Source organism: Klebsiella planticola (assembly GCF_000783935.2).
Classification (GTDB): Bacteria; Pseudomonadota; Gammaproteobacteria; order Enterobacterales; family Enterobacteriaceae; genus Klebsiella; species Klebsiella planticola.
Map to the genome: position 1 here is coordinate 2,132,707 of NZ_CP026047.1, position 13,545 is coordinate 2,146,251.

The 13,545-nt window shown below is 58.7% G+C and carries 15 protein-coding genes; 2 read left to right on the forward strand and 13 right to left on the reverse strand.

Features of this window, described 5'->3' with window-relative positions; all coding sequences use genetic code 11:
- Positions 1 to 7: 7 nt before the first annotated feature.
- The 12 genes from phnO to MC50_RS10365 all read right to left on the reverse strand — a co-directional run bounded on the left by phnO (position 8) and on the right by MC50_RS10365 (position 8,880).
- A complete protein-coding gene (gene phnO / locus MC50_RS10310) occupies positions 8 to 442 on the reverse strand; it encodes an aminoalkylphosphonate N-acetyltransferase (protein WP_032689895.1) in 435 nt (144 codons plus the stop codon).
- Positions 429 to 998 carry a ribose 1,5-bisphosphokinase gene (gene phnN / locus MC50_RS10315; RefSeq protein WP_032697118.1) on the reverse strand — a complete coding sequence of 190 codons (570 nt, stop codon included), beginning with the start codon at positions 996 to 998 and terminating at the stop codon, positions 429 to 431. The genes phnO and phnN overlap by 14 nt, the downstream gene beginning before the upstream one ends.
- Complete coding sequence (gene phnM / locus MC50_RS10320) at positions 998 to 2,134, reverse strand: alpha-D-ribose 1-methylphosphonate 5-triphosphate diphosphatase (RefSeq protein WP_046853235.1); 1,137 nt, start codon at positions 2,132 to 2,134, stop codon at positions 998 to 1,000. The genes phnN and phnM overlap by 1 nt, the downstream gene beginning before the upstream one ends.
- A complete protein-coding gene (gene phnL, locus MC50_RS10325; protein ID WP_032697120.1) occupies positions 2,131 to 2,811 on the reverse strand; it encodes a phosphonate C-P lyase system protein PhnL in 681 nt (226 codons plus the stop codon). The genes phnM and phnL overlap by 4 nt, the downstream gene beginning before the upstream one ends.
- 522 nt (positions 2,812 to 3,333) lie before the next feature.
- Positions 3,334 to 4,092 carry a phosphonate C-P lyase system protein PhnK gene (phnK, locus tag MC50_RS10330; protein WP_046853234.1) on the reverse strand — a complete coding sequence of 253 codons (759 nt, stop codon included), beginning with the start codon at positions 4,090 to 4,092 and terminating at the stop codon, positions 3,334 to 3,336.
- A complete protein-coding gene (locus MC50_RS10335) occupies positions 4,089 to 4,937 on the reverse strand; it encodes an alpha-D-ribose 1-methylphosphonate 5-phosphate C-P-lyase PhnJ (RefSeq protein WP_032698356.1) in 849 nt (282 codons plus the stop codon). Before MC50_RS10335 ends, phnK begins: the two co-directional genes overlap by 4 nt.
- The gene (locus tag MC50_RS10340; RefSeq protein ID WP_046853233.1) at positions 4,930 to 5,994 is read right to left on the reverse strand and encodes a carbon-phosphorus lyase complex subunit PhnI; all 1,065 of its coding nucleotides are present in this window, start codon (positions 5,992 to 5,994) and stop codon (positions 4,930 to 4,932) included. Before MC50_RS10340 ends, MC50_RS10335 begins: the two co-directional genes overlap by 8 nt.
- On the reverse strand, positions 5,994 to 6,578 hold the full coding sequence (phnH, locus tag MC50_RS10345; RefSeq protein ID WP_004856589.1) for a phosphonate C-P lyase system protein PhnH: 585 nt from the start codon (positions 6,576 to 6,578) through the stop codon (positions 5,994 to 5,996). Before phnH ends, MC50_RS10340 begins: the two co-directional genes overlap by 1 nt.
- Positions 6,575 to 7,027 (reverse strand): phosphonate C-P lyase system protein PhnG, encoded by a 453-nt coding sequence (phnG, locus tag MC50_RS10350; protein WP_032689889.1) that lies wholly within the window; start codon positions 7,025 to 7,027, stop codon positions 6,575 to 6,577. Before phnG ends, phnH begins: the two co-directional genes overlap by 4 nt.
- Positions 7,028 to 7,753, reverse strand: coding sequence for a phosphonate metabolism transcriptional regulator PhnF (gene phnF, locus MC50_RS10355; protein WP_032689888.1), 726 nt, complete (start codon positions 7,751 to 7,753; stop codon positions 7,028 to 7,030).
- A gap of 161 nt (positions 7,754 to 7,914) precedes the next feature.
- Positions 7,915 to 8,349 (reverse strand): VOC family metalloprotein YjdN, encoded by a 435-nt coding sequence (gene yjdN / locus MC50_RS10360; protein WP_047663790.1) that lies wholly within the window; start codon positions 8,347 to 8,349, stop codon positions 7,915 to 7,917.
- Between the two features lie 195 nt (positions 8,350 to 8,544).
- Positions 8,545 to 8,880: a zinc ribbon domain-containing protein YjdM gene (locus MC50_RS10365; RefSeq protein ID WP_004097870.1), complete on the reverse strand. Its 336-nt coding sequence runs from the start codon at positions 8,878 to 8,880 to the stop codon at positions 8,545 to 8,547.
- 538 nt (positions 8,881 to 9,418) lie between these two features.
- On the opposite strand from MC50_RS10365, the gene proP reads away from it, so the two are divergent.
- Complete coding sequence (gene proP / locus MC50_RS10370) at positions 9,419 to 10,921, forward strand: glycine betaine/L-proline transporter ProP (RefSeq protein ID WP_032689886.1); 1,503 nt, start codon at positions 9,419 to 9,421, stop codon at positions 10,919 to 10,921.
- 60 nt (positions 10,922 to 10,981) lie between these two features.
- Here proP and melR read toward each other — a convergent pair whose 3' ends face one another.
- Positions 10,982 to 11,920, reverse strand: coding sequence for a transcriptional regulator MelR (gene melR, locus MC50_RS10375; RefSeq protein ID WP_047663793.1), 939 nt, complete (start codon positions 11,918 to 11,920; stop codon positions 10,982 to 10,984).
- A gap of 241 nt (positions 11,921 to 12,161) precedes the next feature.
- Here melR and melA point away from each other — a divergent pair, with 241 nt between their 5' ends.
- Positions 12,162 to 13,508, forward strand: a complete 1,347-nt coding sequence (gene melA, locus MC50_RS10380) for an alpha-glucosidase/alpha-galactosidase (protein WP_032689884.1) — start codon at positions 12,162 to 12,164, stop codon at positions 13,506 to 13,508.
- Positions 13,509 to 13,545 lie beyond the last annotated feature (37 nt).

The following is a 13,545-nucleotide window of genomic DNA, read 5'->3' on the forward strand; positions in this document are numbered from 1 at the left end:
TTCCTCCTCACAGCGCTTTTTTAAAACGCAGATGGCTTTGCGTATACCCTTCACGGAGATAGAAACGGTGGGCGTCGGGACGGGCTTTGCCGCTGGAGAGCTCCACCATTTGCGCGCCGTGTTCGCGGGCTTCCTGCTCCGCCCATGCCAGCAGCGCCTGGCCGACGTGCAGGCCGCGTCTCTGCGGCAGCACCACCAGTTCCTGCACTTCCCCGATCCAGGCGTTGAAATTAAGCGGAAACTGCAACTGTAGCCCAATCAGCCCGACCGTCTCTCCCTCCACCTGAGCCAGCTGATAGCGCAGGGTTGGATTTTGCAGGTTCATGGCAAATCCGGCGGTGAAATGGCGGCGATCGTACGCTTTCTGCTTTAATTCGCAAATTAACGCATATACGGCATCGACGTCGTCCAGAGTCGGGGCCCGGAGTTCACAGGTAGGCATGTTGATTCTCTTGTCGGGCGTAGTGGCGGCGCAGCAGCGTGAGGAACTGGTCGACGGATTGCCCGAGGCTGCCGTTGTTGTTCAACGTCAGACAGTCGGAAGGGGCATAGCGCGCCGCACGCTCCAGGCGCAGGGCTATCTCCGCTTCGCTCTCTCGCCCGCGTTGTTGCAGGCGCTGGCGTAGCACCTCCGGCGTGACCTGCAGGCAGATGGGTAGCAGGGCGTCAGCGTAGCGCGCCCGGGCCTGCGGCAGATGGGCGCGGGAGCCATTGGCCACCACGTCAAAACCGGCGTGCAGCCACAGGTCAATTTCGATACCAATTCCGTAGTAATTGTTATTGGCATGCCAGCTCAGGGCGAACAGCTGGCGCTCGGCGCGGTTGAAAAACTCCTGCTTGCTGAGCGCAATATGATTTTCGCTGCCGGCGTTGAACGGGCGCGTAATATAGCGATGCGCCACCAGCAGCTGGGCATTTTCGCGCTGGCGTAAGGCCGCCAGCAGGCTATCTTTTCCGGAGCCTGAGGCACCCACCAGCCAAATCAATTTTCCGCTCATCAGAAGACCCTCTTTCCTTGACGCCAGACGTGGTCAATATGGACGTGTTCGCCGCGACGGTGCGCCAGCACCATATCGGCACGCTTACCTTCCGCGATCACCCCGCGGTCGTCTAATCCCAGAGCCTGGGCCGGATTTTTGCTGACCAGACGAATGGCCTGCGGCAGCGAGAAGGCGTTGTCGTGGTCGTCCGCGATGCGGAACGCCGCATCGAGCAGGCTGGCGGGATAATAGTCTGACGACAGAATATCGAGCAGGTTGCTGGCCGCCAGCTGATGGGCCGCGACGTTGCCGGAGTGTGAACCGCCGCGCACGATATTGGGGGCGCCCATCAATACGTTCATACCGTGGCGACGTGACGCCTCGGCGGCGGCTAACGTCGTGGGAAACTCGGCGATCACGCTGCCAAGCTGATGGGATTCGAGGACATGCTCCGCGGTGGCGTCGTCGTGGCTGGCGAGCGCAATACGGCGATCGCGACACATTGCGGCGATGGACCGGCGGTTGGCGTGGGACCAGGTTGCCGCCAGCGCGATCTGCTCTTCTTCATAGCGCAGCATCTGCTCATGAGTTAGCTGATATTTGCCCTGGTAATACTCGCGATACTTCTCGCGATTGGCGAACTGACGCTGACCGGGCGAGTGGTCCATCAGCGAAACCAGGGTGACGGGTTCACGGTCTACCAGCTTTTCAAACAGCGGCAGCGTGGTGTGGTGCGGCAGTTCACAGCGTAAATGCAGGCGATGTTCGGCGCGGTTGATGCCCCGTTTCTGCGTCTCCTCGATGGCGTTGATCATCTTTTCCAGATTCTCCAGGCGATCGCCGCCGTCGCGTACGTCGCCGATGGCGACCGCATCCAGAACGGTGGTGATACCGCTGGCGACCATCAGCGCATCGTGGCTGCTCATCGCCGAGTGGGCGGGCCAGTCGACTTTCGGGCGCGGAGTAAAGAATTTGTCCAGATTATCGGTATGCAGCTCAATCAGCCCGGGCAGCAGCCAGCCGTCTTCACCGTCGAGCGCCTGCGGCAGCTGGCTCTGACTTTCGGCAAAGGCGTAAATGCTGCCCTCCTGCACTTCCAGCGATCCGTGCACCACTTCGTCTTCGAGAACCAGGTTTACATTATTGATAATCATGCTGTTATTCCCATCGGGTGCAGTCGGTCGGCGACCTGATTGCGGACCGTTTCATCATGGAAAATGCCGACGATAGCCGCGCCGCGCGCTTTGGCTTCGTTAATCAGTTCCACTACGGCGGCGCTGTTTCTGGCGTCCAGCGAGGCGGTCGGCTCATCAAGCAGTAAAATCGGGTAGTCCACCGCGAAACCGCGGGCGATATTGACCCGCTGCTGTTCCCCGCCGGAAAATGTGGACGGCGCCAGATGCCATAACCGTTCCGGAACGTTCAGACGCGTCAGCAGGCGGGCAGCCTGCGAAGCGCAGGTATCGCGCGCAATGCCGAGGTCGAGCAGCGGTTGCATCACCACTTCGAGAGCCGAGATTCGCGGGATGACGCGCAGAAACTGGCTGACCCAGCCGATGGTGCGCTTGCGGACTTCCAGCACTTTACGCGGCGAGGCGTTGACCAGGTCAACCCATTCGTCGCCGTGGCGGATATGGATATGGCCGGTGTCCGGCAGGTAGTTGGCATACAGCGAACGCAGCAGGGTGGATTTGCCGCTGCCGGAATGGCCGTGCAGCACCACGCATTCGCCATGGCTGACCTCCAGAGAGGCATTCTGCAGCACCGGCAGACGCACGCCGTTTTGCTGGTGGAGTACAAAGGTCTTACTGACATTTTCAACGTGAATCATTTTGGCCTCGTGGTTTGGGTGCCGGGTGGCGGCTTCGCCTTACCCGGCCTACGGTGCTGTGTTCATGGCCTTACCCGGCCTGTGGGCGCTGTGTTCATAGCCTGACCCGGCCTGCTGGCGCTGCGTTCATGGCCTAACCCGGCCTGGGGCGCTGCGTTCGTGGGCCTAACCCGGCCTGGGGGCGCTGTGTTCATGGCCTTACCCGGCCTGTGGGCGCTGCGTTCGTGGGCCTAACCCGGCCTGGGGGCGCTGTGTTCATGGCCTTACCCGGTCTGGGGCGCTGTGTTCACGGCCTTACCCGGCCTGTGGGCGCTGCGTTCGTGGGCCTAACCCGGCCTGTGGGCGCTGTGTTCGTGGGCCTTACCCGGCCTGGGGGCGCTATGTTCATGGTCTTACCCGGCCTGTGGGCGCTGTGTTCATGGCCTTACCCGGCCTGGGGCGCTGTGTTCACGGCCTAACCCGGACTGGGGGGGGCTGTGTTCGTAGGCCGGGTAAGCGCAGCGCCACCCGGCGACAGCAACCTCAGTTCTGCAATACCGATGACACCAGCAGCTGGGTATACGGATGATGAGGATCGTCCAGCACCCGGTCGGTTAAGCCACTTTCCACCACCTGACCCTGTTTCATGACCAGCAGACGATTAGCCAGCAGGCGCGCCACCCCCAGGTCGTGGGTGACAATCACCACCGCCAGGTTCAGCTCGACCACCAGGCCACGCAGCAGGTCGAGCAGACGCGCCTGCACCGAGACATCCAGACCGCCGGTCGGCTCGTCCATAAACACCAGCTTCGGCTGGGTCACAAGGTTGCGGGCGATTTGCAAACGCTGCTGCATACCGCCGGAAAACGTGGTGGGCAGATCGTCAATACGCGACGGCGGAATTTCGACATCGCTCAGCCACCGTTCGGCGGTGGCGCGGATATTTCCGTAGTGGCGTGCGCCGGTGGCCATCAGGCGCTCACCGATATTGCCGCCCGCTGACACCTGGCGCCGCAGGCCGTCCATCGGATGCTGATGTACCACGCCCCATTCGGTGCGCAGCAGACGGCGGCGATCCGCTTCGCTCATCGCATACAGCGAGCGGTTTTCATACCGCACTTCACCCTCCTGCGGCGCCAGGCGCGCCGAGAGGGCTTTCAGCAGAGTGGTTTTCCCCGAGCCGGACTCGCCCACGATACCCAGCACTTCACCGGGCCACAGTTCAAAAGAGACGTCGCTGAAGCCTTTGCCCGGCGCATAAAGATGGGTCAGATGATTGACCGCGAGTAACGGATGGCTCATTTGTTCAGCGCCTCGCTCTGTTGGCGGCAATAGTCGGTATCGGAGCAGACAAACATCCGTTTGCCGCTGTCATCGAGTACCACTTCATCAAGGTAGCTGTGGCGAGACCCGCAAATGGCGCAGGGTTCATCCCACTCCTGGACGGTAAAGGGGTGGTCGTCGAAATCGAGGCTCTCCACCGGGGTAAACGGCGGCACGGCGTAAATACGCTTTTCCCGCCCGGCGCCGAACAGCTGTAGCGCGGGCATCATGTGCATTTTCGGGTTGTCGAATTTAGGGATAGGCGACGGGTCCATCACATAGCGGCCGTTCACTTTTACCGGGTAGGCATAGGTGGTGGCGATATGACCGAAGCGGGCAATGTCTTCATACAGTTTCACCTGCATCACGCCGTACTCTTCCAGCGCATGCATGGTGCGGGTTTCGGTCTCGCGCGGCTCAATAAAGCGCAGCGGTTCCGGGATCGGCACCTGGAAGATCAGGATCTGATCTTCGGTGAGCGGCGTTTCCGGGATCCGGTGACGGGTCTGGATCAGCGTGGCATCGCAGGTTGCCTCGGTGGTCGCGACGCCGGTGACGCGCTTAAAAAACTGCCGTATCGACACCGCATTGGTGGTGTCATCGGCGCCCTGGTCAATCACCTTCAGCACGTCATGCTCACCGATGATACTGGCGGTCAGCTGAATACCGCCGGTGCCCCAGCCGTAGGGCATCGGCATTTCGCGGCCGCCGAACGGTACCTGGTAGCCGGGAATCGCCACCGCTTTGAGAATTGCCCGGCGGATCATGCGCTTGGTCTGCTCATCAAGATAAGCAAAGTTGTAGCCAGTGAGTGGGTTAGCCACGTTCGTTCTCCCGTTGCAGGCGTTTCAGCAGCGCCAGTTCGGCCTGGAAATCGACATAGTGGGGCAGCTTGAGATGCGAGACGAAACCGGCCGCCTCGACGTTATCGGCGTGGGCGAGGACAAACTCTTCATCCTGCGCTGGCCCGGCTATCTCCTCGCCGTACTCCGGCGCCTGTAGCGCCCGGTCGACCAGCGCCATCGCCATCGCTTTGCGCTCGCTCAGGCCGAATACCAGGCCATAGCCGCGCGTAAAGTGCGGCGGTTCGCTTTCCGGCGCCACGAAACCGTTGACCATCTCGCATTCCGTCATCAGCAGTTCGCCGATATTGACCGTAAAACCCAGCTCTTCGGGGACGATCTCAATGGCGACGTAGCCGCTGCGAATCTCACCGGCAAAAGGGTGGTTGCGGCCGTAGCCGCGCTGCGTGGAGTAGGCCAGCGCCAGCAGATAGCCTTCATCGCCGCGCACCAGCTGTTGCAGGCGTGACGAGCGAGAACAGGGATAGACCGGCGGATTGCGGGTGATGTCGTCGGGCCGGGCGTGGGACTCCTGTTCCGCTTTCGCCAGCCCCTGCTGCACCAGCAGGTTAAAAACGTGCGGTGTGGCTTCCGGCGGCCGTTCGGCGGTTTTCAGCGGCGGCGTTTCGCCGTTGGCCAGCAGGGTGAAATCCAGCAGGCGGTGGGTGTAATCGTAGGTCGGGCCGAGCATCTGGCCGCCGGGAATATCCTTATAGACCGCCGAAATACGGCGTTCCAGGCGCATGCTGGCGGTATCGACAGGTTCGCTCACCGCCAGCCGCTGCAGGGTGGTGCGATACGCGCGCAGTAAAAAAATGGCTTCGACGTTGTCACCGCTGGCCTGTTTGAGCGCCAGCGCCGCCAGTTCACGATCGGCGATGCCGCCTTCGGTCATCACCCGATCGACCGCCAGGTGTAGCTGTTGGGTAATCTGTTCAATGCTCAGTTCGGGAAGCCGTCCATCGCCTCGTCGTTTATGTTCCTGTAAGGCGTGAGCGGCTTCGATCGCTCGCTCTCCGCCTTTGACGGCAACGTACATCAGCAAACCTCCACGTGGGTGGTGCGCGGGATAGCCAGCAGGCGCTCGCCGCAGGTGAGGATCAGGTCAATGCCCAGCGGGAACGGGTGCGGGCGTTCGGTCAGCTCATCAATGATGCAGTCCGGCAGCTGCGGGGCAATCATGCGCTCTTCAGCGATACCGGCCCCGGTCAGGCGCAGCATGCGCCCGCCGCTGAGGCTGGCGAGTTGGACAATCAGCGTGACGCCGGTTTCCGGCGCAGCGACGGTACCAGCGGACAGGACGTTAAGCTGTTCGCTGCTGATACGTTCATCGGTGACGGCGAAGACCGCCTGCTGCGGCAGTTCCACCAGCGGTGCGCCGGTATGAAAACGTAAGTTCTGGCCGACGAGGTCGTTATGCAGCGCCGATGAGAGCCAGACCGGCGTTTCGTGGTCCGCCAGTGTCAGCAGCAGGCTGGTGGAGGCGATATTCAACGGCTGCCAGCCGTGCTGGAGCTGCTGCAGGGCGACAATGACGCCCGGCTCGCTCATGGCTTTGAGCAGGCGACGAAAACTGTGCTGGGCATCCTGCACCGGTAGGGTAAAAGCGGTTTGTAAGGTCATGCGTTATCTCCGCGAACCAGAGTAAAGAAGTCCACCCGGCTGGCGTTGACTTCGGCGCGTCGGGCTTCAATGCGTGCGCTTCGTTGTGCTTCCAGCGGGGTAATCAGGGTTTCCATTAAGGTGTGAAAATGGTGGGGCGATTGCATCAGCGCGTCGATGGTGGCGCAGCGTTCGGCATGTGGTCGATCGCGACCGAGGATCCAGCTGTAGCCGATGGTGCCGTCGGCAAGGCGAATGGCGGCGCGGGTGAGGGTGGCGTCGCCGGCGAAGAAGCGATCGCCGATCCCGCCCATCCGTGCCTGCAGCTGCACCAGGCCGGTTTCCGGCGCGCGAATCAGTTCATAGTCCGGCGCCAGCTGCAGGGTCTGCATCCGTGCCAGCAGCTCCTCGGGTTCACTGTGGGCCAGCACGGACATCCAGCGCTGGCGGGTTGCGGTATCAAAGTGCATTCAGTGCTCCATGGTGAATTCAATCATGTCCGCCCGGGTCAGGCTGACGGAGTACTCCGTAGCCTGCGTTTCGCCCGCGCGGTGGTTCAGGGTTCTCACGCACAGCAGCGGCGCCATGTTGGGGATCCCGAGAATATTGCTCTCTTTAGCCTGGGCGCGACGGGCGCTGATTTTGGTGCGCGCGCGGGTCAGTTCGACATCCAGCCGTTGGCGCAGGAAATCGTGCAGTGAACCCTGGGTGAAAGTTTGCAGCGCTGGCCAGAAGCGCAGGTCGGTGAAGTAGTGGTCGATCAGGCACAGCGCGACGCCGTTGACGCGGCGCAGGGTCCGGAGATGAATGACGTTGTCGCCTTCATCAATGCCAAAGGCTTCGGCGACGTGGCTGCTGGCCGGGCGCAGTACCGACAGCAGCTTTTCGCTGGTCGGGTGGCTGCCTTGATCGAGCAGATTCTGGCTGAAGCGCGCCTGGGCATTGAGCGGATAGTCGATTGGGCGCATCAGCACCAGCACGCCAACCCCCTGACGACGCTGGACCCAGCCGCGTTCAACCAGCTGATCGATCGCCCGGCGCAGGGTATGGCGGTTGACTTCAAAACGCGTGGCCAGCTGTTGTTCAGCCGGAAGGTAGTCGCCGCAGCGGTAGTGATGGCGTAGCTCCTGCTCAAGTCTGGCGGCAATTTCCTGATACCGGGTCGGATAACTGGTCGGATGTCTGGATAAGTACATGTCAGTCAAGCCTCACTAAGCAGAAGAAGGGATTTCCCTCTGAGAGTGGCCCGATCCTGACGCGTTTTTGTTACATTCCGGTTAACACACAATGACCGGCGGATGAAGAGTTGGTGCCAGCTGAGTGACAGGGCGGGAGAACCCGCCCGGAGGGGGAAGTTTTACGCTTGTTTGACAACGTTCACCATCCACGGCACGCCAAAGCGGTCGATGGTTTTACCAAAGCCGTGGGCCCAGAAGGTTTCCTGCCAGTCCATCTCGACGCTCCCGCCGTCGGCGAGGCTATCGAACCAGCGCTTGCCCTCGGCCAGGTCCTGAGTATCGAGTACCAGGGTAAAGCCGGCGTAGCGATCGGTCTCGCCGCCCGGGCTGTCGCCGAGCATGAGCTCGCTACCCGCGACGCGCAGGCTGGCATGAGCGATACAGTCGGCGGATAAATGCTGGCCGGAAGGGCAGCCATCCTGGGCATCCTGGACATTCTGCGGCATTTCGCCGTAGGTGATTTGGTGGACAAGTTCGGCGCCCAGCGTTTGCCGATAGAACGCTATCGCCGCTGCGCAGTTGCCGCTAAAGGTGATGTAAGGACTTAAGGGCATAACCATTACCTCAGGTAACGAAGACCCATTAAGTGTAGAAGGTGATGAGCCATCCAGACCAGGCGGTAGAGCCGGGTCTGGATGCTGCGACATGCGGGAAATAATCAGGCGGCGCAGCGGAAATATATCCGTTCATTTATCCCGGCGGCCGTTTCAGGAGCGGGAAAATAAATCTCCGGTGCCGGGGAAATAGAATTAGTTCTTTTTGACGAACTCGGATTTCAACTTCATCGGACCAAAACCATCAATTTTACAGTCGATGTTATGATCGCCTTCCACCAGTCGGATATTCTTCACTTTGGTGCCGATTTTCAGCATTGAAGAGCTGCCTTTAACTTTGAGATCTTTTACTACGGTGACGCTGTCGCCGTCGGCGAGTAAATTACCGTTGGCATCTTTGACTACCAGCGCGTCGTTATCATCCGCAGGCTCGGCATTGTTCCATTCGTGGGCGCATTCCGGGCAGATAAACATGCCGCCGTCTTCATAAGTGTATTCAGAATGGCATTTTGGGCAGTGTGGCAGTTGCATGACGTTCCTCGCGATTACTGGGTAAAACAGGACGTTGGTCCATTAAATGGCGGCTGATAGCCGAAAGTGTAAGTGATTATAGCGCAATCCCGCATTTTTGTCGGGCCTTTTTTATGAGTTACCGCCGGGAAGAAATGAATATATCACGTGAAGAGTGACGGGGTTATTTGCATAAAAACCGCCAGATATTTCCGGAAATGTATTGCTAAGTTCCAATATTCATTGAACTTATTGGTTTTAGCCGACTCTGTTTAAGGGTAGGTAAATTTTTGTGAAGTTGATCCCAAATTTAAACGCTGTTAGGGTAAAAAGGCGAGAACGCAAATTCACTACACTTATTAGCGGCACCGCATATTCATTATGGCCAGAGCAGGCGTCAACAGGTTCGGTTGTACGGACTGTCAGCAGACAGTGCAGGCAAACCTGCTACGCTTGAAATGTGGAGCACAGCAATTCGCCGCTCCCAACGCATGACGCGAATGACCTTGTCATTCGGCGGAGATTCGTGCGCTCAAGGCGAGAGCAAAAGAGGATAATTATGCTTAAAAGGAAAAAAGTAAAACCCATCACGCTTCGGGATGTGACCATCATTGATGACAGCAAACTGAAGAAAGCGATTACCGCAGCATCGCTGGGTAATGCGATGGAGTGGTTCGATTTTGGTGTGTATGGTTTTGTGGCGTATGCCTTAGGTAAAGTCTTCTTCCCCGATGCCGATCCCAGCGTGCAGATGATTGCCGCGTTAGGGACCTTCTCCGTTCCGTTCTTAATCCGTCCGCTAGGCGGCCTGTTCTTCGGCATGCTGGGCGATAAATATGGTCGACAAAAGATACTGGCCATCACCATTGTCATCATGTCGATCAGTACCTTCTGTATCGGTCTGATTCCGTCTTACGCCTCGATTGGTATCTGGGCGCCGATTCTGCTGCTGCTGTGTAAAATGGCGCAGGGCTTCTCGGTGGGCGGCGAGTATACCGGTGCATCCATCTTTGTTGCTGAATACTCTCCCGACCGCAAGCGCGGCTTTATGGGGAGCTGGCTGGACTTTGGTTCGATAGCCGGCTTTGTCCTGGGCGCCGGCGTGGTGGTGCTGATTTCTAGCGTGGTGGGTGAAGAGAACTTCCTCAGCTGGGGATGGCGTTTACCGTTCTTCCTGGCCCTGCCGTTAGGGCTGATTGGTCTCTATCTTCGTCATGCGCTGGAAGAGACTCCGGCGTTCCAGCAGCACGTTGATACCCTTGAGCAGGGCGATCGTGAAGGGTTACAGGAAGGGCCAAAAGTCTCCTTTAAAGAGATTGCGACCAAACACTGGCGCAGCCTGCTGACCTGTATCGGTCTGGTGATTTCCACCAACGTGACCTACTACATGTTGCTCACCTACATGCCGAGCTACCTGTCGCATAACCTGCACTACTCGGAAGATCACGGGGTGCTGATTATTATTGCGATCATGGTCGGTATGCTGTTCGTCCAGCCGATTATCGGTATGCTCAGCGACCGCTTCGGCCGTCGTCCGTTTATTCTGATCGGTAGCGTGGCGCTGTTTACCCTGTCGATTCCGGCCTTTATCATGATTAACAGCAACGTTATTGGCCTGATTTTCGCGGGTCTGCTGCTGCTGGCTGTGGTGCTCAACTGCTTCATCGGGGTGATGGCGTCCTCGCTGCCGGCGATGTTCCCGACCCATATTCGTTTTAGCGCCCTGGCCAGCGCCTTTAATATTTCGGTGCTGATTGCCGGTCTGACGCCGACTCTGGCGGCCTGGCTGGTGGAAACCTCGCAGAACCTGATGATGCCGGCTTACTATCTGATGGTCATTGCGGTTATCGGGCTGATGACCGGTCTGACGATGAAAGAGACGGCAAACCGCCCGCTGAAAGGGGCGACGCCTGCGGCTTCGGATATCCAGGAAGCGAAAGAAATTCTCGGCGAGCACTACGATAACATCGAACACAAAATCGAAGATCTCGATCAGGAGATTGCGGATTTGCAGGAAAAACGCTCCCGACTGGTGCAGCAGCACCCGCGTATTAACGAATAATCGGTTCTTGCGTTAAATCATGCCGCCGTGGGCTTCCCCGGCGGCATTTTTTATGCCCGTTTATGGCTGCGCGGGCGGCAGGCCCTGCCGGCGCTGCTGGCTGAGCTTACGATACTGCTGCGGCGGCATACCAACGTACTTGCTAAAGGTACTGTAGAAGCGGCTGCTGGAGCGAAAACCGGCGGTCAGGGCGATGTCGAGGATCGTCTTATCGGTGTCGCTGAGCAGGGCGCGCACGTGGTTGATGCGCATCGCGGTAATGTACTGCTTCATGGTTTGCTGCATCACCCGCTGGAAAATGCCCATTGCATAGTTGGGGTTCAGTTTGACATGCTCGGCAACGGCATCGACGGTCAGCGCCTGATCGTCGTGGGCGGCGATAAATTCCAGCATCTGGCTGACGTAAAACTGCGCATGCCGCGAGACGCTGTGTTTGTGGGTGCGTGAGGTTTTATTGACCAGGATCGGCTGCCAGCCGGAAAGGCTAAAGCGCTTAAGCATCAGCGCGATTTCATCGATCGCCAGCTGGCGAATCTGTTCGTTGTCGTTGTTGAGCTCCTGCTGCCAGCGCTGGACTTCAAAGACGCTGAGCTGCTGGGCGGAGAGCGATTTAATCACCATGCCGTGGGTGACGTTATTGATCAGTTCGCGATCCAGCGGCCAGGATAAAAACAGATGCATCGGCAGATTAAAGATAGCCATTTGTCGGCAATTGCCGGGGCGAGTCAACTGGTGCGGCGTACAGGCCCAGAACAGGGTGATATAGCCCTGTTTGATGAGCACCGCTTCATTGTTAATCAGATACTCCACATCGCCGTCGAACGGCACGTTGACCTCCACCTGGCCATGCCAGTGGCTGGTGGCCATCGCGTGGGGCGGGCGCAGCTCAATATCCATCCGCTGATATTCGGAATAGAGCGCCAGCGGGCTGCGGGTCTGTTTCTCGTCGCTGCTGCTCATATGCGGGTCGTGGCGCGAAGGCGGGCGGTTTTGTTCCATGACGGCGTGGGTTCCTGAATCATCACACTTGCTGGTTTTTTGCACCGGTATGCCGGTATCTTAGCGGATTAAACGGCCCGTTTTCTCTACTTTTTCGCCGATTTGTTCCCATAAACTCAGATTTCGTGTTGTCCCGCCGCCAATCTGAGTTTCCGGGAATGCTCTGTCGGGAAGAGGGCAGCGGGAAGCCGCGCGGACGTGCCACTCTGCAGGGGTTCAATGACCTGATGGAGAGAGCACTATGTCTGCCCCAAAAATTACGTTTATCGGCGCTGGCTCAACGGTTTTCGTCAAAAATATTCTCGGTGACGTTTTTCAGCGCCCGGCGTTGAAATCGGCGCACGTTGCGCTGATGGATATCGATGCGACCCGGCTGGAAGAGTCGCACATTGTGGTGCGTAAGCTGATGGATTCCGTCGGCGCCGACGGTGAAATTAGCTGCCATCGCGAGCAGAGAACTGCGCTGAAGGATGCGGATTTTGTGGTGGTGGCTTTTCAGATTGGCGGCTATCAGCCCTGTACCGTCACCGATTTTGAAGTCTGTAAGCTGCATGGCCTGGAACAAACCATTGCCGATACGCTCGGCCCGGGCGGGATTATGCGCGCATTACGCACCATTCCACACCTGTGGCGCATTTGCGAGGACATGACGGAAGTGTGCCCGCAGGCGACCATGCTGAACTACGTTAATCCGATGGCGATGAATACCTGGGCAATGTATGCGCGCTATCCGCATATTAAACAGGTGGGGTTGTGCCATTCGGTGCAGGGAACGGCGGAAGAACTGGCGCACGATCTCGATCTCGACCCGGCGGATTTGCGCTATCGCTGCGCGGGCATCAACCATATGGCGTTCTATCTGTCGCTGGAGAAAAAACGGGCCGACGGCAGCTACGTCAGCATTTATCCGGATATGCTGCAGGCCTTTGCCGACGGGCGGGCGCCGAAGCATCGGGAGAACTCGCGCTGCCAGAATATTGTTCGCTATGAGATGTTCAAAAAGCTGGGCTACTTCGTGACGGAGTCGTCAGAGCACTTCGCGGAATATACGCCGTGGTTTATCAAACCGGGGCGTGAAGATCTGATTGAACGCTATCAGGTGCCGCTGGACGAATATCCAAAACGCTGCGTGGAGCAGGTGGCCAACTGGCACAAAGAGCTGGAGCAGTATAAAACCCGCGAGCGGATTGAGATTAAGCCCTCCCGCGAGTATGCCAGCACCATCATCAACGCCCTCTGGACCGGTGAGCCGAGCGTCGTGTACGGTAACGTGCGCAACGAGGGGCTGATCGACAACCTGCCGCAAGGGTGCTGCGTGGAAGTGGCCTGTCTGGTGGATGCGAACGGCATTCAGCCCACCAAAGTCGGGAGGCTGCCTGCGCACCTGGCGGCGCTGATGCAGACCAATATTAACGTCCAGACTCTGCTGACCGAGGCCATTCTTACCGAGAACCGGGACTACATCTATTACGCCACGATGATGGATCCGCATACCTCTGCCGCGCTGGGCATCGAAGAGATTTATGCGCTGGTGGACGATTTGATTGCCAGCCACGGCGACTGGCTGCCGGAGTGGGTACATCGTTAGTCGGTTCTGTATGAGGCAGGGCGCCGCATTTCTGCCG